Annotated in this window: 24 protein-coding genes; 21 read left to right on the top strand and 3 right to left on the bottom strand. The window is 37.6% G+C overall.

What is annotated here, in order from left to right:
- Positions 1 to 150 precede the first annotated feature (150 nt).
- The 5 genes from accD to Q9306_RS01875 all read left to right on the top strand — a co-directional run bounded on the left by accD (position 151) and on the right by Q9306_RS01875 (position 5,361).
- Entirely contained in the window at positions 151 to 1,020 is an 870-nt protein-coding gene (accD, locus tag Q9306_RS01855; protein ID WP_306194705.1) for an acetyl-CoA carboxylase, carboxyltransferase subunit beta, read from the top strand.
- Positions 1,008 to 1,982: an acetyl-CoA carboxylase carboxyl transferase subunit alpha gene (gene accA, locus Q9306_RS01860; protein ID WP_306194707.1), complete on the top strand. Its 975-nt coding sequence runs from the start codon at positions 1,008 to 1,010 to the stop codon at positions 1,980 to 1,982. Before accD ends, accA begins: the two co-directional genes overlap by 13 nt.
- Positions 1,983 to 2,112: 130 nt before the next feature.
- Positions 2,113 to 3,072 carry a 6-phosphofructokinase gene (gene pfkA, locus Q9306_RS01865; protein ID WP_306194710.1) on the top strand — a complete coding sequence of 320 codons (960 nt, stop codon included), beginning with the start codon at positions 2,113 to 2,115 and terminating at the stop codon, positions 3,070 to 3,072.
- A 54-nt stretch (positions 3,073 to 3,126) separates the two neighbouring features.
- The gene (gene pyk / locus Q9306_RS01870; protein WP_306194712.1) at positions 3,127 to 4,884 is read left to right on the top strand and encodes a pyruvate kinase; all 1,758 of its coding nucleotides are present in this window, start codon (positions 3,127 to 3,129) and stop codon (positions 4,882 to 4,884) included.
- An 87-nt stretch (positions 4,885 to 4,971) separates the two neighbouring features.
- Entirely contained in the window at positions 4,972 to 5,361 is a 390-nt protein-coding gene (locus Q9306_RS01875) for an FxsA family protein (RefSeq protein ID WP_306194713.1), read from the top strand.
- Between the two features lie 160 nt (positions 5,362 to 5,521).
- Here the strand turns inward: Q9306_RS01875 and ytvI are convergent, their stop codons facing one another.
- A complete protein-coding gene (gene ytvI, locus Q9306_RS01880) occupies positions 5,522 to 6,628 on the bottom strand; it encodes a sporulation integral membrane protein YtvI (protein ID WP_306194715.1) in 1,107 nt (368 codons plus the stop codon).
- 293 nt (positions 6,629 to 6,921) lie between these two features.
- Between ytvI and Q9306_RS01885 the strand changes: the two genes are divergently transcribed.
- The 5 genes from Q9306_RS01885 (at position 6,922) to Q9306_RS01905 (ending at position 12,013) form a co-directional block, all read left to right on the top strand.
- Positions 6,922 to 7,383: a DUF441 domain-containing protein gene (locus tag Q9306_RS01885; RefSeq protein WP_306194717.1), complete on the top strand. Its 462-nt coding sequence runs from the start codon at positions 6,922 to 6,924 to the stop codon at positions 7,381 to 7,383.
- Positions 7,384 to 7,828: 445 nt separating this feature from the next.
- Positions 7,829 to 8,947: a citrate synthase gene (citZ, locus tag Q9306_RS01890; protein WP_306194719.1), complete on the top strand. Its 1,119-nt coding sequence runs from the start codon at positions 7,829 to 7,831 to the stop codon at positions 8,945 to 8,947.
- A 132-nt stretch (positions 8,948 to 9,079) separates the two neighbouring features.
- Positions 9,080 to 10,372: an NADP-dependent isocitrate dehydrogenase gene (icd, locus tag Q9306_RS01895; RefSeq protein WP_306194721.1), complete on the top strand. Its 1,293-nt coding sequence runs from the start codon at positions 9,080 to 9,082 to the stop codon at positions 10,370 to 10,372.
- Positions 10,373 to 10,392: 20 nt separating this feature from the next.
- Positions 10,393 to 11,331: a malate dehydrogenase gene (gene mdh, locus Q9306_RS01900; protein ID WP_306194723.1), complete on the top strand. Its 939-nt coding sequence runs from the start codon at positions 10,393 to 10,395 to the stop codon at positions 11,329 to 11,331.
- Positions 11,332 to 11,539: 208 nt separating this feature from the next.
- Complete coding sequence (locus Q9306_RS01905) at positions 11,540 to 12,013, top strand: MaoC family dehydratase (RefSeq protein ID WP_306194726.1); 474 nt, start codon at positions 11,540 to 11,542, stop codon at positions 12,011 to 12,013.
- Positions 12,014 to 12,062: 49 nt separating this feature from the next.
- On the opposite strand, the gene Q9306_RS01910 is transcribed toward Q9306_RS01905, so the two are convergent.
- On the bottom strand, positions 12,063 to 12,386 hold the full coding sequence (locus tag Q9306_RS01910) for a YnfA family protein (RefSeq protein ID WP_306194727.1): 324 nt from the start codon (positions 12,384 to 12,386) through the stop codon (positions 12,063 to 12,065).
- 441 nt (positions 12,387 to 12,827) lie between these two features.
- Here Q9306_RS01910 and Q9306_RS01915 point away from each other — a divergent pair, with 441 nt between their 5' ends.
- The 11 genes from Q9306_RS01915 to dnaI all read left to right on the top strand — a co-directional run bounded on the left by Q9306_RS01915 (position 12,828) and on the right by dnaI (position 25,783).
- Complete coding sequence (locus tag Q9306_RS01915; RefSeq protein ID WP_306194729.1) at positions 12,828 to 13,544, top strand: response regulator transcription factor; 717 nt, start codon at positions 12,828 to 12,830, stop codon at positions 13,542 to 13,544.
- Positions 13,537 to 15,297, top strand: coding sequence for a two-component system histidine kinase PnpS (gene pnpS, locus Q9306_RS01920; RefSeq protein WP_306194731.1), 1,761 nt, complete (start codon positions 13,537 to 13,539; stop codon positions 15,295 to 15,297). Before Q9306_RS01915 ends, pnpS begins: the two co-directional genes overlap by 8 nt.
- Positions 15,298 to 15,592: 295 nt before the next feature.
- On the top strand, positions 15,593 to 18,226 hold the full coding sequence (polA, locus tag Q9306_RS01925; RefSeq protein ID WP_306194733.1) for a DNA polymerase I: 2,634 nt from the start codon (positions 15,593 to 15,595) through the stop codon (positions 18,224 to 18,226).
- A 12-nt stretch (positions 18,227 to 18,238) separates the two neighbouring features.
- Positions 18,239 to 19,069, top strand: coding sequence for a DNA-formamidopyrimidine glycosylase (mutM, locus tag Q9306_RS01930; protein ID WP_306194734.1), 831 nt, complete (start codon positions 18,239 to 18,241; stop codon positions 19,067 to 19,069).
- Between the two features lie 255 nt (positions 19,070 to 19,324).
- Complete coding sequence (gene ytaF / locus Q9306_RS01935; protein WP_306194736.1) at positions 19,325 to 19,957, top strand: sporulation membrane protein YtaF; 633 nt, start codon at positions 19,325 to 19,327, stop codon at positions 19,955 to 19,957.
- Positions 19,958 to 20,005: 48 nt separating this feature from the next.
- Positions 20,006 to 20,608: a dephospho-CoA kinase gene (gene coaE, locus Q9306_RS01940; RefSeq protein ID WP_306194738.1), complete on the top strand. Its 603-nt coding sequence runs from the start codon at positions 20,006 to 20,008 to the stop codon at positions 20,606 to 20,608.
- Positions 20,609 to 20,717: 109 nt separating this feature from the next.
- The gene (locus Q9306_RS01945; RefSeq protein WP_306194740.1) at positions 20,718 to 21,746 is read left to right on the top strand and encodes a glyceraldehyde-3-phosphate dehydrogenase; all 1,029 of its coding nucleotides are present in this window, start codon (positions 20,718 to 20,720) and stop codon (positions 21,744 to 21,746) included.
- 378 nt (positions 21,747 to 22,124) lie between these two features.
- Entirely contained in the window at positions 22,125 to 22,508 is a 384-nt protein-coding gene (gene speD, locus Q9306_RS01950) for an adenosylmethionine decarboxylase (protein WP_170857660.1), read from the top strand.
- Positions 22,509 to 22,705: 197 nt separating this feature from the next.
- Positions 22,706 to 23,167 carry a transcriptional regulator NrdR gene (nrdR, locus tag Q9306_RS01955; RefSeq protein WP_020062436.1) on the top strand — a complete coding sequence of 154 codons (462 nt, stop codon included), beginning with the start codon at positions 22,706 to 22,708 and terminating at the stop codon, positions 23,165 to 23,167.
- A 259-nt stretch (positions 23,168 to 23,426) separates the two neighbouring features.
- The gene (locus Q9306_RS01960) at positions 23,427 to 24,815 is read left to right on the top strand and encodes a replication initiation and membrane attachment family protein (protein ID WP_306194743.1); all 1,389 of its coding nucleotides are present in this window, start codon (positions 23,427 to 23,429) and stop codon (positions 24,813 to 24,815) included.
- Between the two features lie 29 nt (positions 24,816 to 24,844).
- The gene (gene dnaI, locus Q9306_RS01965) at positions 24,845 to 25,783 is read left to right on the top strand and encodes a primosomal protein DnaI (RefSeq protein ID WP_306194745.1); all 939 of its coding nucleotides are present in this window, start codon (positions 24,845 to 24,847) and stop codon (positions 25,781 to 25,783) included.
- Positions 25,784 to 25,810: 27 nt separating this feature from the next.
- Here dnaI and Q9306_RS01970 read toward each other — a convergent pair whose 3' ends face one another.
- Positions 25,811 to 26,008: a DUF4177 domain-containing protein gene (locus Q9306_RS01970; protein WP_251225917.1), complete on the bottom strand. Its 198-nt coding sequence runs from the start codon at positions 26,006 to 26,008 to the stop codon at positions 25,811 to 25,813.
- Between the last annotated feature and the right edge of the window lie 3 nt (positions 26,009 to 26,011).

Raw genomic sequence — 26,011 nt, forward strand, 5'->3', positions numbered from 1 at the left:
TTCTGCAAGATAGCGTTTAAAGTTAAACGTAAAGAGACGGGTTATAAGGCAAATTGAGAAAATAAGGCTAACACCAATTGATTTAGGTGTTAGCCCCATTTTCTTACTCGTTAACCTTAGCTCTTTTATCACCTAAAGGAGGGTCAAACTTTGCTACGAGATTTATTCCTAAAGAAGAAAAAGTATGCTGCAATTCCTTCAGAGCAGGTACGAAAAGATGTACCGGACGGTGTCATGACAAAATGTCCGAAATGCAAAAAAATCATGTATACGAAAGAACTTCTGAAAAATTTAAAAGTATGTGTAAACTGTGGCTATCATCACCCGATGAATGCATGGGAGCGTCTTGAAAGTTTGTTAGATGAAAACTCATTTCGTGAATATGACAAAGAAATGATTTCGGCAAACCCGCTTCAATTCCCTGGCTATGAGGAGAAACTCGAGAGTGATCGTAAAAAAACTGGATTAAATGAAGCGGTTGTGACAGGAGAAGGAACAATCGAAAATATGCTGGTTGTTGTTGCGGTTATGGATTCAAGGTTTCGAATGGGAAGCATGGGCTCTGTTGTAGGTGAAAAAATTGCGCGTGCTGTTGAAAAAGCATATGAAATGAAAGTGCCGTTTCTTATTTTTACTGCATCAGGCGGAGCTCGTATGCAAGAGGGTATTTTAAGCTTAATGCAAATGGCGAAGACAAGTATAGCTTTGAAAAAACATAGCAATGCAGGTGGTTTATTCATTTCAATTATGACGCATCCAACGACGGGCGGGGTTTCTGCGAGTTTTGCTTCACTTGGTGATTATAATTTAGCGGAACCTGGTGCATTAATTGGATTTGCTGGTCGTCGTGTAATTGAACAGACGGTTCGTGAAAAATTGCCGGAGGATTTCCAAACGGCAGAATTCTTATTGGACCATGGACAATTAGATGCTGTTGTGCATCGCGATGATATGAGAGACACGCTCCGTAAGATTTTAGAAGTTCATCAAGGGGAGGAAGTGGCGTCATGGCAGAATTAGAATTTGAAAAACCAGTTGTTGAGCTAAGAAATAAAATTAGCGAGTTAAAAGAGTATACGAAAAACAGCCAGATGGACTTCAGTGAAGAGATTCATATCTTGGAAGGAAAATTAGAGCACTTAGAAGAAGAAATATACGGTAACTTGAAAGTGTGGGACCGTGTTCAAATTGCTCGTCATGCAGAAAGACCGACAACACTAGATTATATTGAACACCTATTCACTGATTTTTTTGAATGTCACGGAGATCGATTATTTGGTGATGATGCAGCAATTGTTGGCGGGATTGCGAAATATAACGGGATGCCTGTTACAGTAATCGGTCATCAACGCGGGAAAGATACGAAAGAAAATATTCGCCGTAATTTCGGAATGCCTCATCCAGAAGGATATCGTAAAGCGTTGCGTCTTATGAAGCAAGCTGAAAAATTTAATCGCCCAATCATCTGTTTTGTTGATACAAAAGGTGCATATCCAGGAAAGGCAGCTGAAGAGCGTGGACAAAGTGAAGCAATTGCACGCAATTTATTTGAAATGGCTGGACTGACTGTACCTGTTATTTGTATCGTAATTGGTGAAGGAGGAAGTGGCGGTGCGTTAGGCCTTGGTGTAGGTAACTATGTACACATGCTAGAAAACTCCACATATTCCGTTATTTCGCCTGAAGGAGCAGCGACAATTCTTTGGAAAGATGCTACGAAATCAAAAGAAGCTGCAGAAACGATGAAAATTACAGCAGCTAATTTGAAAGAATTAGGTGTCATTGATGAAATTATTCCAGAAGCTCGCGGCGGTGCGCATCGCAACGTAGTGAAGCAAGCGGAATATATGAATCGTACGTTGCAGAAAACATTCCAACAATTAGAAGGCGTTTCGAAAGAGCAGCTAGTCGAAAATCGCTACGAAAAATTTATGAAAATTGGGCAAGTTTCGTTTTCAAACGCTTCCATTGGGGTAAAATAGTAAAAGCGTGCGTTCCATCTCGCGAATGCACGTTTTTCTTATGAAAAAAGACACATCTTCTCCATTGTCATTTTATATTTTTTCATGTTATTTTATTATAGGGCAAATAATCTTTATGAGGTGAGTACAAATGAAACGTATTGGTGTTTTAACAAGTGGTGGAGATTCACCTGGAATGAACGCTGCTATTCGTGCGGTTGTTCGTAAAGCGATATATCACGATTTAGAGGTATATGGTATCTATCACGGATACGCAGGATTAATTTCTGGTCATATTGAGAAATTAGAATTAGGTTCTGTAGGCGATATTATTCATCGCGGTGGAACAAAATTATATACAGCAAGATGTCCTGAGTTTAAAGAACTAGAAGGACAATTAAAAGGGATTGAACAATTAAAGAAATTTGGTATTGAAGGACTTGTAGTTATTGGTGGGGATGGTTCTTACCAAGGTGCGAAAAAATTAACAGAGCATGGGTTCCCATGTGTTGGTGTACCTGGTACAATCGATAATGATATTCCTGGTACAGATTTCACAATTGGTTTTGATACAGCTTTAAATACTGTTATCGATGCAATTGATAAAATTCGTGATACAGCTACATCCCATGAACGTACATATGTAATTGAAGTAATGGGTCGCCATGCAGGTGACATCGCATTATGGGCTGGTTTAGCAGACGGTGCAGAAACGATTTTAATTCCAGAAGAAGATTATGATATGGAAGATGTAATCGCTCGTCTAAAACGCGGTAGTGAACGCGGAAAGAAACATAGTATTATCGTTGTAGCTGAAGGTGTTGGCAGCGCGATTGAAATCGGTAAACAAATTGAAGAAGCAACTAGTTTTGATACACGCGTTACAGTATTAGGCCACGTACAACGCGGCGGATCTCCAAGTGCAATGGACCGTGTATTAGCGAGTCGTCTTGGTGCAAGAGCAGTTGAGCTTTTATTAGAAGGACAAGGTGGCCGCTGCGTAGGTATTCAAAATAACCAACTTGTTGATCATGATATTATTGAAGCATTAGCGAAAAAACATGAAATTGATGCGGAAATGTATCAGTTGTCAAAAGAATTATCCATCTAATTGGTGTAATATAAAGTTATTGGTAACGTTTTCATAAATCTTTGGAGGTGCGGTATGCGCAAAACTAAAATTGTATGTACAATTGGTCCCGCTAGTGAAAGTATTGAGAAATTAGAACAATTAATCGGAGCAGGTATGAACGTTTGTCGTTTAAACTTCTCTCACGGTAGTCATGAAGAGCATGGATTACGTATTCAAACGATTCGTGAGGCTGCAAAGAAAACAGGTAAAACTGTAGCAATCTTACTTGATACAAAAGGCCCGGAAATTCGTACACATGACTTTGTAGACGGACAAGCTGAATTAAAAACAGGTGCAGAAGTTGTTATTTCTACAGAGCAAGTGCTAGGAACTGCTGAAAAGTTTTCTGTAACTTACGCAGGACTTTATGACGATGTAGACCCAGGTTCTCGCATTCTAATTGATGACGGTCTTATTGAGTTAGAAGTAATTGAAAAAGCAAACGGCGATATCCGCACAAAAGTATTAAACAGCGGTATGGTAAAAAATAAAAAAGGTGTAAACGTACCAAACGTAAGCATTAAGCTTCCTGGTATTACAGAAAAAGATATTCAAGATATCGTCTTCGGTATTGAGCAAGGTGTTGACTTTATTGCGGCATCTTTCGTACGTAAAGCATCTGACGTATTAGAAATTCGTGAGCTATTAGAAGCACACGGCGCAGGATACATTCAAATTATTCCAAAAATCGAGAACCAAGAAGGTATCGATAATATCGACTCTATCCTAGAAGTTTCTGACGGTTTAATGGTAGCGCGCGGTGACATGGGTGTAGAAATTCCACCAGAAGAAGTACCGTTAGTGCAAAAGCGTCTAATTAAAAAATGTAACGTACTAGGAAAGCCAGTTATCACTGCAACGCAAATGTTAGATTCTATGCAACGTAACCCTCGTCCGACACGCGCAGAAGCAAGTGACGTAGCGAACGCTATTTTCGACGGTACAGATGCAATCATGCTTTCTGGTGAAACAGCAGCAGGCTTATACCCAGTTGAAGCAGTAAAAATGATGGCAAATATTTCACTTCGTGTTGAAAAATCACTACAATACGAAGATATGTTCCAAAAACGCCTGAAAGAGCAATCTTACTCAATCACAGATGCAATTAGTCAATCTGTTGCACATACAGCGCTTGCACTTGATGTAGCGGCAATCGTAGCTCCTACAGAAAGTGGATATACTGCAAAAATGATTTCTAAGTATCGTCCGAAATCTCCAATTGTAGCTGTAACATCTAATGAACAAGTATGTCGTCGTCTTGCGCTATCTTGGGGTGTACAAGCGTTTATGGCAGAAGAAAAAGCAAAATCTACAGATGAAATGTTAGAAACAGCGATTCAAACAGCTATGGATGCAGAAATGATTGGTCTTGGTGATACAGTTGTAATCACTGCTGGTGTACCGCTTGCTGAAACTGGCACAACAAACTTAATGAAAATTCATGTTGTTGGCGAACAAATTGCTAAAGGGCAAGGGATTGGTCGTAAAACAGCAAAAGGTAAAGTTGTTGTAGCAAAAACAGCTGAGGAAGCATTAGCGAACGTAACAGAAGGTTCTATTCTTGTTACAGTAAGCACTGATAAAGATATGATTCCTGCGATTGAAAAAGCAGCAGCACTTGTTGTAGAAGAAGGCGGATTAACAAGCCATGCAGCGGTTGTTGGTGTATCAATCGGTATTCCAGTTATCGTTGGTGTAACAACTGCAACTGCTACGTTAAAAAGCGGCCAAGAAGTAACAGTTGATGCAGCGCGTGGAATTGTATATAATGGACATGCGGAAGTGCTATAAGTAATAAGATGTGGGGAAGGATGCAAATCCTTCTCTTTTTTTTACAAAATTTGAAAATATAATGATTTAGAAAAAGAGGTGAGAGGAATGAAGGTGTTTCTCTTTTTGTTTATTTTAATTCCAGCGTTAGAAATTACGGTGCTAATCGGATCGAGTCAGTGGGTTGGGTTATGGCCAACATTTTGTGTCATTATGCTAACGAGTATAATTGGAGCATATATAGCAAAGCGACAAGGGTTAGCTGTATGGAGAGATATTCAGTTTCGACTCGGTAGAGGTGAGATTCCAGGCGATGCGGTATTGGATGCAATTTGTATTTTTGCTGGCGGTATACTTTTAATGATTCCTGGCTATATAACGGATTGTGTAGGAATGGTTTTACTGATTCCGGTAGCGAGGAAGCCAGTGAAATATATAATCATCAAATGGATGGAACGAAAAATAAATCGAAACAATACAATTATTGTGCAAAAATAGCGCTTGAGAGAGAAAAACTCTTCAAGCGTTATTTTTTGTCGGAAAAACAGATGGATATTTATTCACTTGTAGAAAAAAGAAGAAAATTATAGTATTTTTATTCATTTTTATAAATAAAAAAACAAGGAGGGGATTCTCCTTGTTTTAGGTGATTTAGCTATTACCCTTTTATAAACTTCCAAAGGTCTTTAAATACATTTGCTTTATGCAATGTGTTTAATAAAACGAGTGTGACAGGACCGATAATTAACCCTAAAAAACCAAATAGTTTAAATCCGATAAATAAAGAAAATAACGTTGGCAGTGGATCAAGTCCAATGTTAGATGATAATACCTTTGGTTCCATTAATTGACGCTGCACAATGACAACGATATATAAAATAAGTAAACCAAGCGCGAGGGCAGTATTTCCTGTAAAGAATACATAAAGGATCCATGGAACGAAAACAGTGCCTGTTCCTAAGTATGGAAGTAAATCTACAACTCCTGTAATAAGGGCAATTGTAATTGCGTACGGTACACGCAAAATTAATAGGCCAATTAGAACGATAATGGTCGTCATAGATATGAGAGTAAATTGTGCTTTCACGAATCCAAACAAAGCTTTTCGTAAATCAACAAAAATTGTTTTTCCATAACCGTGTAATCGATTAGGTAATAACTTCTCTATTTTACGAGCAAGGCGGTGCCAGTCATAGCTAATAAAGAAAGTAGCTAACAAGATGAATACAAGAACAGTTAAGGTGGTCGGAAGAGCGCTAATGAAGTTTGTTAATCCGCTAATAATGGCTGTCAAAATGGATTTCATTTGTTGCGTTGCTTCTGCACCAAGGTTTTGAATGTTTGTTGTAATCGTACTTTGTTGTGTTGCACCGAGATGGTTAAATTTAGCAATTAAATCGTTGTAGAGTGGCATAATATTGGTAAGTGCAAATTCCTGTAAGTATTGAACGAGAGACGGGAATTTTTCTGGTACGATTTGTAACAAATAGGTTGCTGCGGAAATAGCTTCTGTTACAAGATACGTAACGAGCCCAACGATAGCGCCAAACACAAGAATGAGGCTAATTAGGACAGACAAAGCACGAGGAAATCGCAGTTTTCGATCGAGAAAGTTTACAACTGGATTAATCAAATATGCAATTGCAAAAGCGATAATAAATGGATAGACAAGACCTGCTATATACAGAAGCGCGCATATTCCTAATATAGTTGCTGCAATAACAAAGAGAAGTCGAAGTGCAATGTAGAGTGAATTTCGATTCAAAGGTGTTTTCCCTCCTCTATAAAAATGTCACGTATGAGCGAAGCTTGTGTAATTATTCACTTGAAAGTATACATCAAATGATGAGGTGCTTTCATGCCTCTTTTGTAAATGGTATGATGTAATATAGATTATTTCTTTCTTATTTTACCTTGTTCTTATAAGAAAGAAAAGGAAAGTGATCACTTTTGGTGTAAGTGGAAACGATTCTCTATTTGAAGGGTGAATTCCTTTTTTATTTTAGAAAAGGGACATATTTGAGAGCTCTTCATTATTTTCAGAAAGGATGTGACATCATGATTAGTCAGTCAACTTTATTTTTATTCATACTTCTTCTTGTTGGACTTATCGTGAAAAATCAATCTTTAACAGTAGCGGTTGGTGTTTTATTTTTGCTGAAGTGGACGTTTTTAGGAGATAAGATTTTCCCTTATTTGCAAACGAAAGGAATTAACCTCGGGGTTACAGTTATAACAATTGCGGTCCTTGTTCCGATTGCAACAGGAGAAATTGGATTTAAGCAGCTTGTAGAGGCGACAAAATCTTATTATGCTTGGATTGCTCTTGCTTCAGGTATTGCAGTGGCGCTTCTTGCAAAAGGCGGTGTACAACTTTTAGCACATGATCCGCACATAACGACCGCTCTTGTATTTGGAACAATTCTTGCAGTAGCACTGTTTAATGGAGTTGCGGTAGGACCGTTAATTGGAGCAGGAATTGCCTATGCTGTAATGAACATTATACAGCTGTTTAAATAAAAAAATTTATTTTAATATAAATTTTTTGAATTCTTTCCATTCACAAAAGTCAGATAATTGTTTATAATGTACTTAAGGCACTTCTTCGAGTTACATAACAGCATAGACCTACACCAGATAAAATAAAAATAACATGAAATAATTTTGTTAATTTCGTTAATTTTGTTAATATTGTTTTATGCTGTTTTTATAAGAAAGCTCTCCGAAATTATATTTCCTCACTATGTGTCGTTTTTGGCGTGGGGGTTCGGGGAGAAGCTCACGCCCATGCTACAAAGTGTGGGACGATAGATAGATGTAAAAATGGTAATGATTGTGCCATTGTGTATTTCGCGTGTTTAAGAGGTGAACGGGTGCTCATTCACTTTCTTGAACAGTGGAACACATTTAATTGAGAAAAAAGTATTAGGTAGGGGAGAAATTTCGCGGAAAAGGAGAGATTATAATGACTGTTATTCGAGGTTTAGAAGGGGTAGTAGCAACAACATCATCTGTAAGTTCTATTATTGATGATACATTAACTTATGTGGGATATAATATCGATGATTTAGCTGAAAATGCTACATTTGAAGAAGTTGTATATTTATTATGGCATCGCAAGCTTCCAAATGAAGTAGAATTAGAGGAATTAAAAACACAGTTAGCCGAGCATGCGGCAGTGCCAAAAGATATTTTGGAATATTTAAAACACACAAACTTAACAGTTGCGCATCCAATGTCAGTTTTACGTACAGCAATTTCCATGCTATCATTGTATGATGAGAGTGCTGAATTAATGGATGGAGCGTCCAATTATTTGAAAGCGGTTAAATTACAGGCGCAAGTTGCAACTCTTGTTGCAGCATATGCGAGAATTCGCAAGGGGTTACCTGTTATCGAGCCTCGTAAAGATTTATCATTAGCTGCAAACTTTTTATATATGTTAAATGATCGTGAGCCAAATGAAGTTGAAATTGAAGCGTTTGATAAAGCGCTTGTCCTTCATGCGGATCATGAATTAAATGCATCTACTTTCACAGCACGTGTTTGTGTGGCTACACTTTCTGATGTATATTCCGGTATTACAGCAGCAATTGGTGCTTTGAAAGGACCACTTCATGGCGGAGCAAATGAAAACGTAATGAAGATGCTAATGGAAATTGGCGAAGAAGAAAATGTAGAATCATATATTCATAATGCACTTGACAATAAAGTGAAAATTATGGGCTTTGGTCATCGTGTATACCGCAATGGTGATCCACGTGCAAAACATTTACGTGAAATGTCTAAGCGATTATGCGTGCTAAGTGGACAAGGGAAGTGGTATAATATGTCTATTAAAATTGAAGAGCTTGTAACTTCAGCAAAACAGCTTCCACCAAATGTAGATTTTTATTCTGCATCTGTGTATCATTGCTTAGGAATTGATCATGATTTATTTACACCAATCTTTGCAGTCAGCCGTATGTCTGGTTGGTTAGCTCATATTCTAGAACAATATGAAAATAACCGCCTAATCCGTCCGCGCGCAGATTATACTGGTCCGATTAACCAACGCTATGTACCAATCGGACAAAGAGTGTAATGCGCTTTCATAAATCTGACTTTTTCGTAAAGAGATAATGATTGAAATATTTAAACTTAATTTGTGGTTTGAACTGAGGGATTTATCCCTCAGTTTCATATATATGAAATTTCAAACATGGGGGTAATCACATTGACTACAGGAGAAAAAATTACCGTAACAAATGGTGTTATGAATGTACCTAACAATCCAATCATTCCTTTTATTGAAGGAGATGGAATTGGACCAGATATTTGGGCAGCAGCATCTCGCGTGTTAGAGGCAGCTGTTGAAAAAGCATATAATGGTGAAAAGAAAATTGTTTGGAAAGAAGTGCTTGCAGGGGAAAAAGCATTTAATCAAACAGGTGAGTGGTTACCAGAAGAAACATTAGAATTGATTCGCGAATATTTAATCGCAATTAAAGGACCGTTAACAACTCCTGTTGGCGGCGGAATTCGTTCTTTAAACGTAGCACTTCGTCAAGAATTAGACTTATACGTATGTTTACGTCCTGTTCGCTATTTTGATGGGGTTCCTTCTCCTATTAAGCGTCCAGAAGATACTGATATGGTGATTTTCCGTGAAAATACGGAGGATATCTACGCTGGTATTGAATATGCGCAAGGTTCTGAAGAAGTTCAAAAGCTTCTTGCATTTTTACAAAATGAAATGGGTGTGAAGAAAATCCGGTTCCCAGAAACTTCTGGACTTGGTATTAAACCAATTTCTGAAGAAGGTACAAAGCGTCTTGTTCGCGCTGCGATTCAATATGCAATTAATGAAAAACGTTCTTCTGTTACATTAGTTCATAAAGGTAACATTATGAAATTTACAGAAGGTGCTTTCAAAAACTGGGGTTATGAAGTAGCAGAACAAGAATTTGGCGACAAAGTATTTACTTGGGCTGAATATGATCGCATTGTTGAGAAAGAAGGAAAAGACGCTGCGAATAAAGCGATGGCAGACGCAGAAGCTGCTGGAAAAATCATTGTAAAAGATTCAATAGCAGATATTTTCTTACAACAAATCTTAACACGTCCACGCGAGTTCGACGTTGTAGCAACAATGAACTTAAATGGCGATTATATTTCTGATGCACTTGCAGCACAAGTTGGCGGCATCGGTATTGCACCTGGCGCTAACATTAACTATGTTACGGGACATGCTATTTTTGAAGCGACACATGGTACAGCTCCAAAATATGCAGGTTTAGATAAAGTAAATCCTTCTTCAGTTCTTCTTTCAGGGGTATTGATGTTAGAACATTTAGGATGGAATGAAGCAGCGAAATTAGTTACTAATTCTGTAGAGAAAACAATTGCTTCAAAAGTGGTAACATATGACTTCGCGCGTCTAATGGAAGGTGCAACTGAAGTGAAATGTTCCGAATTTGCTGACGCCCTTATTAACAATATGGACGCAGCGGTTATTAAGAACGCATAATTTAAAGTGGGGGAGAAATTATGACGATCAAACGCAAAAAAGTTTCAGTCATCGGTGCGGGATTTACAGGGGCAACAGCAGCATTCTTATTGGCGCAAAAAGAATTAGCAGACGTTGTATTAGTGGACATTCCACAACTTGAAAATCCAACAAAAGGGAAAGCGTTAGATATGTTAGAAGCAAGCCCTATACAAGGTTTCGATGCTAACATTATCGGCACATCTGATTACGCAGATACAGCTAATTCTGACGTTGTAATTATTACGGCAGGTATCGCTCGTAAGCCAGGTATGAGCCGTGATGATTTAGTAGCAACAAACTCTAAAATTATGAAAAGTGTAACGCAGGAAATTGCGAAATATTCTCCGAATACAATTATTATTGTATTAACAAATCCAGTTGATGCAATGACATATTCTGTATTTAAAGAAGCTGGATTCCCGAAAGAGCGCGTTATCGGTCAATCTGGTGTATTAGATACAGCTCGTTTCCGTACATTTGTTGCACAAGAATTAAATCTATCTGTGAAAGATATTACAGGATTTGTTCTTGGTGGACACGGTGATGAGATGGTGCCGCTTGTTCGTTATTCTTATGCAGGTGGTATTCCACTTGAAACATTAATTCCGAAAGAACGCCTAGATGCGATTGTTGAACGCACTCGTAAAGGCGGCGGTGAAATTGTAAATCTATTAGGAAATGGTAGTGCATACTATGCACCAGCTGCTTCTTTAGTAGAAATGGCTGAGGCAATCTTAAAAGACCAACGCCGTGTATTACCAGCTATTGCATACCTTGAAGGTGAATATGGCTATAGCGATCTTTACTTAGGTGTTCCAGTTATCCTTGGTGGTAACGGAATTGAAAAGATTATTGAATTAGATCTTCTTCCAGAAGAAAAAGAAGGATTAGATCGTTCTGTAGAATCTATACGCAGTGTAATGAAAGTTCTTGCATAAAAAAAGAAAGAAAAAGATTCGGGGGCTCCCGAATCTTTTTCCACTATTAGAAGGATATTTTTGTAAAATAATTTGAAAGCGTTAACAAAGGGGTATCCTACACTATAAAACATAGACTTGTAGCGAATGTTCTCTCATCTTTATAAAGATTCGTATAATATACCACTTCGAGTAGGATAATGAAAATATCGATCGGAGGGATTGTATCATGTTAAAGAAAAGAAGCAAATTAGGTCGTAAAATGGATGAAATTACAGTAGGGGAAAAATTATCCGTTACAGAGAAAATAGAAGACAAAGATTTGTTATTATATTTAGGATTAACGAATGATTCGAATCCGTTATATATTCAGCATGATTACGCATCCCAAACTCCGTATGAGAAACCAATTGTACCAACGATTATGTTAACGGGGATCGTTACAACTGCGATTACAAAATACTTACCTGGCCCAGGAAGTCACGTCGTAAGACAAGAAATCGAATTTAAAAAGCCTGTATATCACTACGCAACGCTGCAAATTCATTTTGAAGTTGTTTCCGTTTCCCCAGAAGATCATTTAATTGAAATGCAAATGGCTGCGTACAATGAGCAGGAAGAAGAAGTTATAAAAGGGTTATTAACAGTAGCGCCGCCGCATCATTTAACGACGATATTTGAAAGATCGCTTGATAATTTTTAATGAAAGAAGCTGTCCTAAAAGTAGTGCTTTTGGGACAGCTTTCGTTTTTTTATCCACGCGGCCATAACATAATAAATACGCCAATGATACAAACGGAAGCTCCAGCCCAGTCGAATAAGTCAGGAGTTTTCTTATCAACCCACAAGCCCCACAGTAAACTCATGACAATAAACACGCCGCCGTAAGCTGCATACACTCTTCCGAAGCTTGAGAATACTTGGAACGTAGCGATAACGCCATATAAAAATAAAATAACTCCACCAATGATTCCAATTCCAATAGAACTGCCTTCGCGCAGCCATTTCCAAATGAGGTAACCGCCGCTAATTTCAGCTAAGCCTGCAAGAAAAAAGATAATAAATGCTTTGAACATAAAAGCTCCTTTCTATTCTATATAAATCCAAATTTAAAAAACGTAACTACTCAGTCACTCTATGAAAAACCGATAGAAAAGCATTTTTTTAAGTGGTCGAGAGGGACTGGCTATGTATAGAAACGGTCAGTGCCTTTTCCTTTTTGTCAGAAAAAGGATTATGATTACTCCGCTAGATGCTCTCTATTTTTGAAAAGAACAGTGGTTTTTATATCGATTTTTAAACTTGTATATATAAAATGTATGTTCATGTTTTCTTGTATAAGGGTAACATAAAGTGAAACAGCGGTCAGTAGGAGACAGCTTATAAAATGCGGGGGAAAGTCACGTTTTTCACAGCACAATTGTATTGAGAGGGGATTTGTTTTCTAGTATGATGGAAATATCGGGGAAGGATAGTAGGATGAGGAAGGTTTAGAGCCTATAACTTGGAGGAATAGAATGAGCAATCGAATTTTGGTCGTAGACGATGAGGAGTTTATTTTAACTTTAATTGAATTTAATCTGCAGCAAGCAGGGTTTGAGGTCATAACAGCGATGGATGGGGAAACAGCGCTGCATAAGGCGCAGACAGAACGCCCAGATCTCATTATATTAGATTTAATGCTTCCAAAGATGGATGGTATGGAGGTTTGTAAAGAATTGCGTCTAGGGCGTATAATGACCCCTATTTTAATGTTAACTGCAAAAGACGATGAATTTGATAAAGTATTAGGTCTTGAGCTTGGGGCGGATGATTACATGACAAAGCCGTTTAGTCCAAGAGAAGTAGTTGCGCGTGTAAAAGCGATTTTGCGCCGTACGAAAATTAATGATGAACAAGCTCAGGAAGTAGAAGATGAAAATCGCATTATCATTGCTGAATTAAGAATTTTACCAGAATTTTATGAAGCGTATTTTAAAGGGGACAAGTTAGAACTTACACCAAAAGAATTTGAATTACTTGTATATTTAGCGAAACATAAAGGCCGTGTGTTAACGCGTGATCAGCTATTAAGTGCAGTGTGGAATTATGATTTTGCTGGTGATACACGTATTGTTGATGTTCATATTAGTCACTTGCGAGATAAAATCGAAAAAAACACAAAAAAACCAACTTATATTAAAACAATCCGCGGATTAGGTTATAAATTGGAGGAGCCAAAGGGGGATGAATAAATTTCGCTCAAGGCTTCTCCTTACGTTTATTTCTCTCATTGTACTTATTGTTGTTGGAACAGGGATATTGATTGAAAAAGTATTTGAAGGATTTTATGTCGATCATGTCCATGAGAGAATTGAGAAAGAAACAATGTATATTGCTTCTATCGTTGAGGCGGAAGGAATTGATCATGTTCTAAAGAACCCAAATGTATTTTCGAAATTAGAAGAGCATTTCGGTTTATACGTAACGTTTCTAGATGAACAAAAACAATTTCAATATAATACTCTAAAAGAGCAGACGGTGTTACAGAAAGAAGTGATGGGAGAACTTCTTCCTGAAGCAAAAAAACAAACGCATACAGTTGTGATGAAGGAAACAAAGGATAAATATCCTTATTATTATGTGACTTTTATTCAAGATGCACAGGGGAAGAAAGGGTATCTCATTATTAACGCTTCTATAGAATCTTTGAAAACTGTACATCCGAAAATGTGGGGCTTGTTAATTGTTGGCTTTATTAGTTCTTGTCTCGTTGTTATATTTCTTGGGATGAAAATTACGGCACATTACATTCGGCCGATTGAGTCTGTTACAAAAGTAGCGATTGAATTGGCGAAAGGGAACTATAAAGCGCGTGCTTATGAAAATCATTCAGATGAGACGGGAATGCTTAGTAAAGCAATGAATGTTTTAGCGCGCAATTTACAAGAGATGACATTAGAGCAAGAAATGCAGCAAGATCGGTTGCATACGCTTATTGAAAATATGGGAAGCGGTATGATTTTAATTGATAGCCGTGGTTATATTAGTCTTGTTAACCGCTCTTATAAAGAGATTTTTCATGTAACAGATGAAGAGTATTTGCAGCGTTTATATTATCAAGCGTTTATACATAAAGAAATTGTTGAACTCGTGGAAGAAATTTTTATGACAGAAGTTAAAGTACGAAAACAAATGTTATTGCCTCTTGAAATTGAAAGAAAACACTTTGAAGTGTACGGTGCTCCTATTATTGGAACGAACCATGAATGGAAAGGAATTGTCCTTGTTTTTCATGATATTACCGAGCTTAAGAAGCTTGAGCAAATGCGTAAAGATTTCTTGGCGAATGTTTCGCATGAACTGAAAACACCAATTACTTCTATTAAAGGATTTTCAGAAACATTACTTGACGGAGCGATGGAAAACCAGCAGTTTCGTGAGCACTTCTTACATATTATCTTGAAAGAAAGCGACCGAATGCAAGCGTTAATTGAAGACTTACTTGATTTATCGAAAATTGAGCAACAAGGGTTTCAATTAAATATAGGCGTTGTCGACTTAAAAGAGCTACTAGAAGAGGTTGGGATGATATTAAATAATAAAGCTGCCGATAAAGACGTTTGTTTGCATGTTGATGCAAATGAACATGTATCTGTCATAGGAGATGCAGTGCGGTTAAAACAAGTTTTTATTAATTTAATGAATAACGCAATTTTATATACACCAACTGGGGGAACTGTTTCTGTTCAGTTTTCTCATGATAGCGAAAACGTATATATAAAAGTGTCAGATACAGGTATTGGAATAGAAAAAGAAGAGATTCCTCGTATTTTTGAACGTTTTTACCGCGTTGATAAAGCACGCAGTCGTAATACGGGTGGCACAGGACTTGGATTATCTATTGTGAAACATTTAGTTGAAGCGCACCATGGGATGATTACTGTAGAAAGTAAGATTGGGGTTGGAACGACATTTATTGTTACTCTTCAAAAGTACAATAAATAGACATTTACATTATATTAACAATAGCTTCATTTTATATTAATAAAGCTCTGTTACTATAATACATGAAAACCCCTTCATCCAAGGAGTAGTTTTGGACGAGGATAAGGAAGCTTATTCTCGTCACTTCCCTTTTAAATGACAAAACAGTTTCCGCTTATTGTATTGAATATAGTTATAAAGAAAGCCGTTGTTTTTCTTCTCTCTTTGAGTCGTGGTAATATAGAGAGAAGAAAAGGAACGGTTTTTCTATTGCATTGAGAAATCGTTTAAATTTTTTATGGGGAGGTTGTTTCATTTGGAAAAGAAAGTTGTTTTAGTTGATGGAAATAACATTGCGTATCGCGCGTTCTTTGCGTTGCCGCTTTTAAATAACGATAAAGGTATACATACAAATGCCATTTATGGTTTCACGATGATGCTAATGAGAATTTTAGAAGAAGAAAAACCAACGCATATGCTCGTTGCGTTTGATGCGGGGAAAACAACGTTTCGTCATAAAACATTTAGTGAGTATAAAGGCGGCCGCCAAAAAACGCCACCAGAATTATCAGAGCAGTTTCCATTCATTCGTGAATTGTTAGATGCATTTCATGTGCCTCGCTACGAATTAGAGAACTACGAAGCGGATGACATTATGGGAACAGTGGCGAAAGAAGCGAGTGAGCAAGGTATTGAAGTAAAAGTGATTTCAGGAGATAAAGATTTGCTTCAACTCGTTTCAGATAATACGCGCGTTTGTATTCCGCGTAAAGGAATTACAGAAGTAGATGAGTATACGAAAGAAACGTTATTTGAAAAATACAGCTTATCGCCAAAGCAAATTATTGATATGAAAGGGTTAATGGGAGATCAATCAGATAATATCCCAGGTGTCCCTGGTGTTGGCGAGAAGACAGCTATTAAATTGTTAACACAATTTGAAACAGTAGAGGCTGTATATGAAAACTTAGACAAAGTGAGCGGCAAGAAATTAAAAGAGAAGCTTGAAGAGAATAAAGAACAAGCATTGATGAGTAAAGAGTTAGCAACAATTATTACCGACGCACCAGTTACAATTCATATAGAAGATATTGCTTATAGCGGATATGAAAATAGCGATGTAATCCCGATGTTCGAGAACTTAGGGTTCCATTCTCTTTTAACGAAGTTAGGCGCACCAGTTGTAGAAACACCTGCCGCTGAGCTAGATGATATTTCATTTGAAATTGTAGAAGAAGTAACTGAGGAAATGCTGCAGCAGGATAGCGCAATCATTGTAGAAGTACAAGAAGATAACTATCACGAAGCGGATATTCAAGGGTTTGGTATTCAAAACGAAAATGGATGTTACTTTGTCAAGGCTGATATTGCGCTTTCATCACAAGCGTTTACGGACTGGTTAGCGGATCCGGAAATGAAGAAGTATACATTTGACGCAAAGCGTGCAATTGTTTCGTTAAAGTGGAAAGGCTATGAAATAAAGGGAATTGATTTTGATTTATTAATTGCAGCATATTTACTTGACCCAGCAGAGACAGATAAAGATTTCCGTGCTGTTGCGAAAATGAAAGATATGCATGCTGTGCAATCAGATGAAGAAGTGTACGGAAAAGGTGCAAAACGTGCTGTACCAGAGCAGGAAGTTGTCGCGGAACACGTAGCACGAAAAGTACATGTGTTATATGATGTACAGCAATCGTTTGCTGAAGAATTGAAAAATAATGAGCAGTACGAATTATTTACTGAGCTGGAAATGCCGCTTTGTCGCGTATTAGCAGATATGGAATGTAAGGGCGTTGCAGTTGATACGAATCGTCTCCGCGCGATGGGGGATGAATTGGCTACACAGCTTAAGGAAATGGAAAAAGAAATTTATGAGCTGGCAGGAACAGAATTCAATATTAACTCGCCGAAGCAGCTTGGTGTCATCTTATTTGAAACGTTAAACTTACCGGCTATTAAGAAGACAAAAACAGGTTATTCTACATCGGCTGATGTGTTAGAAAAATTAATGGAGCACCATGAAATTATTCCGAAAATCTTGCATTATCGCCAGTTAGGGAAATTAAATTCTACGTACATCGAAGGATTATTAAAAGTTGTGTATACAGACTCATCTAAAATTCATACGCGTTTTAACCAAGTGTTAACGCAAACAGGGCGTTTAAGCTCAACGGAACCTAACTTACAAAACATCCCGATTCGTTTAGAAGAAGGTAGAAAAATACGTCAAGCGTTTATTCCGTCAGAAAAAGATTGGGTCATGTTTGCTGCAGATTATTCTCAAATCGAATTACGTGTATTAGCCCATATTTCGAAAGATAACGGTTTAATTGAAGCATTCCAACATGATATGGATATTCATACAAAAACGGCGATGGATGTGTTTGGTGTTGAAAAGGATGATGTAACCTCTAATATGAGACGTCAAGCGAAAGCGGTAAACTTCGGAATTGTATATGGAATTAGTGACTACGGTTTATCACAAAACCTAGGTATTACGCGAAAAGCAGCAGCTGATTTCATTCAAAAGTATTTAGAGAGTTTTCCGGGAGTAAAAGAATATATGAGTGATATTGTGCAAGAGGCGAAACAAAAAGGCTATGTAACTACATTGCTCAATCGTCGTCGTTACATTCCAGAAATTACGAGCCGTAATTTTAATGTGCGCGGCTTTGCAGAACGGACTGCGATGAATACACCGATTCAAGGAAGTGCTGCTGATATTATTAAAAAAGCAATGATTATTATGGCGGATCGATTAGAAGAAGAAGGATTACAAGCACGTCTTCTTCTGCAAGTGCACGATGAACTTATTTTTGAAGTGCCGCAAGAAGAGGTAGAGAAGTTAGAAAAGCTTGTACCGGAAGTTATGGAGCATGCGATTGAGCTTTCCGTTCCATTAAAGGTTGATTATTCATACGGTCCAACGTGGTATGACGCAAAGTAAGGAAGTGATAGTATGCCAGAATTACCAGAGGTAGAAAATGTAAGGCGAACGTTAGAAGGGCTCGTCAAAGGAAAGACAATCGAAGAAGTGATTGTCACATACCCCAACTTGGTGAAAGAGCCAGATGACGCCGAACTTTTTAAAGAAATGCTGCGCGGCGAAACGATTGAAGAGATTAGACGCCGCGGCAAGTTTCTTCTTATATATGTAACCCGTTACGTCATTGTGTCCCATTTGCGAATGGAAGGGAAGTATATGCAAAGCGAAAGTGATGATCCGGTTGATAAGCACACGCACGTTCGTTTTCGTTTTACAGACGGTACAGAACTTCGTTACAAAGATGTACGGAAATTTGGTACGATGCACCTATTTAAAAAGGGTACAGAGTTTACAGTTATGCCACTTGCGGATTTAGGGCCGGAGCCTTTTTCAACTGAGCTAACATCTATGTATTTACAAGAAAAATTGCAAAAAACTGCTCGGAAAGTAAAGGTTGCCTTACTGGATCAACGTATTTTAGTGGGCCTTGGTAATATATATGTAGATGAAGTTTTATTTCGTTCACGTATTCACCCAGAGCGAGAAGCGTCTTCTTTAACAAATGAAGAATTTGAAACGTTGTATAAAGAGATTGTTGCAACATTATCGGAAGCGGTAGAACGCGGTGGAAGTACGATTCGTACGTATGTAAATTCACAAGGAAAGATTGGTTCATTTCAAGAGCGTCTTTATGTATACGGAAGAAAAGGTGAGCCATGTGTAACATGCGGCACTTTGCTTGAAAAAACAGTTGTCGGCGGGCGTGGTACACATTATTGTCCGGCTTGTCAGCCGAAAAGTTAAACAAATGAAACAGCGGTAAAAAGAGTTATTGACAGCAATATCACTTTATCCCGCTATTCTGAGCGAGCCGCTTCCGCTTTTCTAAAGAAGATAGGTGGGGGCTAACTGTCCATAAAAGCCCGATTGGGCGGGCTTTCCATCAGTGATGGATGAAAAAAACTACTGATGGAAGTTTCAATTTATTTTTCACAATAACATCGGATAGGCTCTTGTCATATATATAAGCAAAGCTATATATAGGGAAGGAGCTTATTGATGTATCATTATTTCTCTCTTATTTTATTGGCTTTTACGTTAAGTTTAGATAGCTGTAGTGTAGGGCTGACGTACGGGCTCCGGAATGTTCGTATTCCACTGAAATCAATTATTGTAATTGGGATTTGTTCAGCTGTTGTGATGATACTTTCAATGGGAATCGGACATATGATTGCTCAAATTTTTTCACCGGTGCTGGCAAAAAGAATTGGAGGGTTCGTTCTTGTAGCAATTGGTGCGTGGGTTTTGTATCAATTTTTTCAAAGTGATAAAAAAGAGGATACGCTGCAAGAAGAAAAAGTATGGAACTTAGAAATTGCTTCTCTCGGTCTTGTTATTCAAATTTTACGAAAACCGACTGTTGCTGATTTTGATAAGTCTGGGATCATTTCTGGAATAGAAGCGCTTCTCCTTGGAATGGCACTTTCATTAGATTCATTTGGAGCTGGGATTGGTGCATCTTTACTTGGATATTCCCCGTTCATGATGGCAGGATTAGTTGCAGTAATGAGCTCGTTATTTTTGTTCAGCGGAATGAAAGTAGGGACCGTATTATCAAATATGCGATGGTTACAAAAATTCACGTTTTTACCGGGTGTATTACTTATTATTATTGGAATTTGGAAAATGTAAGAGACGTGAAACGATTGTTTCACGTCTTTTATTATAAGGAGGATTATGATGACAGTTGTAATTGGATTAACAGGCGGCATTGCTAGTGGAAAAAGTACGGTATCAAAAATGTTTCAAGGTTTTCACATTCCGGTCATTGATGCAGATATTATTGCAAGGGAAGTAGTGGAGCCTGGTAAGGAAGCATATAACGAAATTGTAAAAGCATTTGGAAAAGAAGTGCTTGAGGAAAATGGAGAGTTAAATCGCCCGAAACTTGGCAGCATTGTATTCCATAATGAAGACAAACGGTTGCTGTTAAATGGTATTGTGCACCCAGCTGTCCGAAAGGAAATGAATGCACAAAAGGATAGATACATAAGAGGAAATGCGCAAGCGGTTGTGCTCGATATTCCACTCTTATTTGAGAGTAAATTAATAAGCCTTGTCGATCAAATTTTACTCGTTTATGTGGACGGTGAAACGCAAATGACAAGGTTAATGGAACGCAATCATTTTACAGAAGAAGAGGCAAAGGCACGAATTGCTTCGCAAATGCCGCTAGAAGAGAAAATAGCATTAGCAGACAAAGTGATTAATAATAATGGCACAATAGAAGAGACGAAAGCACAATTAAGTAGTATTTTAAAGGAATGGAACATTAATAAATAAAAAAATTTGAAAATGATGAAATTGTTTAGTGACATATCTTCTTTTTGTGTTATACTATTATTGGGATTTGAGATAAATAGTATAACGCAATCAAGGGGGATAACATATTATGATTCGTGTGGCAATTAATGGATTTGGACGTATTGGGAGAATGGTGTTTCGTCAGGCAGTAAAAGAAAGCGCATTCGAAATTGTAGCGATTAATGCGAGCTACCCATCTGAAACGTTAGCACATTTAATTAAATATGATACAGTTCACGGCAAATTTGATGGTACAGTAGAAGCGTTTGAAGATCATTTATTAGTAGATGGTAAAATGATTCGCCTTTTAAACAACCGCGATCCAAAGGAATTGCCTTGGAAAGAACTAGGGGTAGACATTGTAATTGAAGCAACAGGTAAGTTCAATTCTAAAGAAAAAGCAAGTCTTCACGTAGAAGCTGGTGCGAAAAACGTTATTTTAACTGCACCAGGAAAAAATGAAGACGTAACAATTGTTGTTGGTGTAAACGACGAACAACTTGATATTACAAAACATACCGTTATTTCAAATGCATCTTGTACAACAAACTGTTTAGCACCTGTTGTAAAGGTGTTAGATGAGCAGTTTGGAATTGAAAACGGTTTAATGACAACAGTTCATGCATATACAAATGACCAAAAAAATATTGATAATCCACATAAAGACTTACGTAGAGCACGCGCTTGCGGACAGTCTATCATTCCAACAACGACAGGTGCTGCGAAAGCGTTAGCGAAAGTTCTTCCGCATTTAAATGGAAAACTTCATGGTATGGCACTTCGCGTTCCGACGCCAAATGTATCTCTTGTTGACTTAGTTGTAGATGTAAAACGCGACGTAACAGTAGAAGAGATTAATGAAGCGTTTATGAATGTTGCGAAAGGTGCATTAAAAGGAATTGTTGCATTTAGCGATGAGCCTCTTGTATCTATCGATTTTAATACAAATACGCATTCGGCAATTATTGATGGTTTATCTACAATGGTAATGGGTGATCGAAAAGTAAAAGTACTTGCTTGGTACGATAACGAATGGGGCTATTCTCGTCGTGTTGTAGACCTTGTAAAGCTTGTTGTAGATCAATTTGCGAAACAAGAAAACGTACAACATATTTAATAGATGAGAAAAGGGCAGGCGTTAGCCTGTCTTTTTTCTTATTATAGTAGAAAAATATTACATATTTTTTTTGTGTAAATCACCTAGAACAGCTATGATTACTGCGGTTTTGAATCCTTTCTCTTTTTTTAGAAAAATAAAAGGAAAAGTGTCATCAAAAAAATAAAAAACTGTTGTTGCAAAATGAAAATAAACAAAGTATACTAACATTCGTAAACTTAAGAGCTGAGGTGGTAGTCACTACTTAAAGGGTTAGGACCTCTCTGGACTAACTTTCCCCCGTGGTAGTGGAGCAAGCCAAATTGCAAATTAGTTTTCAATTCGAACAGTTAAATTAAATTAACAAGGGGGAACTGTAGAATGGATACTATGGATACTATGGATACTATGGGTCGTCACGTAATCGCGGAACTTTGGGATTGCGATTTCGACAAGCTTAATGATATGCCTTATATCGAAAAATTATTTGTGGATGCAGCACTTCGAGCAGGCGCTGAAGTACGTGAGGTTGCTTTCCATAAATTTGCACCACAAGGTGTAAGTGGAGTTGTAATTATTTCTGAATCTCACTTAACGATTCACAGCTTTCCGGAGCATGGTTATGCAAGTATTGATGTATATACTTGTGGTGACCGCATTGATCCAAATGTTGCTGCAGAGTACATCGCTGAAGGTTTAGGAGCAAAAACGAGAGAGAGCATTGAACTTCCTCGTGGTACAGGTAGCTTCGAAATTAAGCAAAGAGAGACAAAAGCTCTTTAAAAAAGAAGATAATTGATTTAAAATGTAAAGAGGTGTATAATACACCTCTTTTTAGTTTTTTCATATCTATATATAAGAAGAAATTTGTTGATACATAAGTATATTTGATTAAGGGTTTATAATATAGAAGAGAAAATTCTTGTTTATAATGTTTTAGTTTTGTTAAGATAAAATTAAATTGTAAAGGAGTGAATGGATTGCGTTGTCCATCCTGTTTTCACAATGGTACGAGAGTATTGGATTCGCGTCCGGTTGACGAAGGACGATCAATTCGCAGAAGAAGAGAGTGCGAAAGCTGTTTCAATCGCTTTACAACATTTGAACGCGTCGAAGAGCCGCCGCTTATTGTTGTAAAGAAAGAAGGGACGCGAGAAGAATTTAACAAAGAGAAAATTTTGCGTGGTTTAATTAAAGCGTGTGAAAAGCGCCCTGTAACGTTAAAACAATTAGAAGAAATCACGCAACATGTAGAACGGGAATTGCGTAACTTAGGAATGTCAGAAGTGAAAAGCGATATGATTGGTGAAATGGTCATGGAAGCGCTTCGTGATATTGATGATGTTGCATATGTGCGTTTTGCATCTGTTTACCGACAATTTAAAGATTTGAACGTATTTATTGAAGAGTTGAAAGATATTCTTCAAAAAGAACGAAAATAAAAGAGCTAGAAGCGTAAGCTATTAGCTCTTTTTTCACTAATATATAAATACAAATTGAAAAAACGGCATAAAACCTCTGTCTTTTAGAGGAGGACGAGAGCATCTGGTCGTGCATAGAAGCGACTTATATGTTGAAAAATTAAAATGGATTTATCCCGCTATTCGCGGGCAGTTAGATCTCCACCTTGAGATCCAAAGAGAAACGAGGAAGATAAGTGGAACTAACCATGAGAATGGATGACAGAAAGGATTTGCAAGGATGGAAAGACAGTCGTGGATGGAACTGTTGCCAATTGACCGTTATAAAGTAAGTGCAAGAGGGCTGCTTAGCAACTATGATCGTAAAGTGCTGACAATGTTATATCAACCGCTAATCGGCAGTAAAGCTTTTAGCTTATATATGACATTGTGGGGTGAGTTAGAGCAGGACCGTTTATTTGGAAAAGAAAATACACACCATTCTATTATGGTAACAATGCAAATGCAGCTCCCGGATATTTATGAAGAACGTCTAAAACTAGAGGCGATAGGACTTTTAAATGTGTATGTGAAAAAGGAAAAAGATATTCGCATGTTTATTTATGAGTTACAGCCACCGCTTATGCCAAAGCAATTTTTTGATGATATTGTATTAAGTATTTTTTTATATAACCGCTTAAGCAAGGCGAAATATAATCAAGTGAAGCAATATTTCTTAGAAGAAGAATTTGACTTTGCTTCTTATGAAAATGTAACACGATCCTTTAATGATATGTTTGGTTCTTTTAATCCAGGACAAGTTGAGCATGCCAAGGAAGAATTACTTATGCCAAGCGCAGCGATAATGCCAAGCAGAGCAGAGGGGAATGTACCTCAGGTTTGGAATGATTTCTTTGACTTTTCATTGTTTGTAGAAGGGTTATCAGCGCTTGTGCCGCGCAAAGCAATCACAGATCAACTGCGTGAATGTGTGATCATTTTAGCTTACGTATACGGCATTGATTCGTTATCTATGCAGAATATTGTTCTTGGTGCCGTTACGGAGCATAATACAATTGATATGGAACGATTGCGAAAAGGTGCGCGTGACTGGTACCAATTTGAGAATGGACAAGCACTTCCTACGTTTAGTGAGCGGACGCAGCCATTGCATGCGCGGACGATGAAGGAGAAAGAACCGACAACACAAGAAGAAATGCTTATTAAACAGTTAGAGGAAATTTCACCAAGAGAATTATTAAAAGAAATTTCGGGCGGAGCTGAGCCGACGAAGGCTGATTTGCAAATTATTGAAGATGTGATGTTGAATCAAAAGTTAACGCCAGGTGTTGTCAATGTGCTTATTTATTATGTCATGCTTCGTTCGGATATGAAGTTAGCGAAATCGTATGTAGAGAAAATTGCTGGACACTGGGCCCGTAAAAAAATTACAACCGTAACGGAAGCGATGGGTCTTGCAAAAGAGGAAAATCGTCAATATCAAGAATGGGCAGAAACAAAGAAAAAAGGAAAGACAACGAAGAAAACGGTTCGTAAAGAACTTGTACCAGACTGGTTAAAGGAACAAACAGAAGATATTGAGCCATCACATCGTAGTGAAGAGCAGGGAAAATTAGAAGAAGAGCGTAAAAAGTTAGAGGAAGAGCTGAAAAAATATAAGCGAAACTAACAAAGGCGAGCTCCTTTTGAGGTGAAGAAATGGAACCAATTCAAAATACATTTGCGAAATTAATGCAAAATGAAAATTTTAAGAATAGATATGAAGTATTAAAAGAAGAAGTAATGGCGCATCCGCGTGTGAAATCATTTATAGAAGAACATCAAGGTGAAGTAACAATGTCGATGGTTGAACGCAGCCTTGTAAAGCTATATGAGTATATTGGACAAAGCGTTGGATGTGAAGATTGTTCGAACTTAGAATCATGTAAAAATATGATTCAAGGATACGAACCGAAGCTGATCATTCAAGGGAAGATGATTGACATTCAATATGATCGCTGCGTAAGAAAAGTAGCTTATGATGAACGGAAAAAGCATGAAAAACTTGTTCAAAGTGTATATATGCCAAGCGATATTTTGCAAGCTTCAATGGAAAGTTTAGATCTATCCGATTTAGAACCGCGCATTCACGCGATTCGTGCTGCAAATGAATTTTTAAGTGAATATGAGGTAGGGAAAAAAGTGCAGGCGCTCTATTTCTATGGATCGTTTGGGGTAGGGAAAACATATCTTTTAGGGGCAATTGCCAATGAACTAGCACTGCGCAAAATTAGTTCTATGATTGTTTACTTGCCAGAATTTTTGCGTGAAATTAAAAGTTCATTGCAAAATAATACAATTAGCGAAAAAATTGATGCGGTAAAGCGTGTTCCAGTACTTATGTTAGATGATATTGGAGCGGAAGCGATGTCGAGCTTTGTGCGCGATGATGTACTTGGAGCGATTTTACAATTCCGTATGTTGGAGAACTTACCGACGTTTTTCACATCTAACTTTGATTTTAAACAATTGGAGCATCATTTAACGTATACACAGCGCGGAGAAGAAGAAGAAATGAAAGCAGCTCGCATTATGGAGCGTATTAAATATTTAGCAAAACCGATTCCGATTGGGGGAAAAAACCGCCGTCATACGTAAAGAGCAAGCAGTGAGCTTGCTCTTTTTTTATATCGTTTGTTTTCGTTCAAAAATAAGTTCAAAATACGCAGATGATCCATACCCTACCGTACTAGGAGCGAAAATTTGTACGAAACGCCAACCTTCTTTAGCGTGTTCTGTAATGATTGTTTGATAATCTTCTTTTGGTTTAGATGCCATTAGACCGGATTTTAATTCGATTTTTACAAATTTATACTCGTACATATT

The organism is Bacillus multifaciens, assembly GCF_030756675.1.
Classification (GTDB): domain Bacteria; phylum Bacillota; class Bacilli; order Bacillales; family Bacillaceae_G; genus Bacillus_A; species Bacillus_A multifaciens.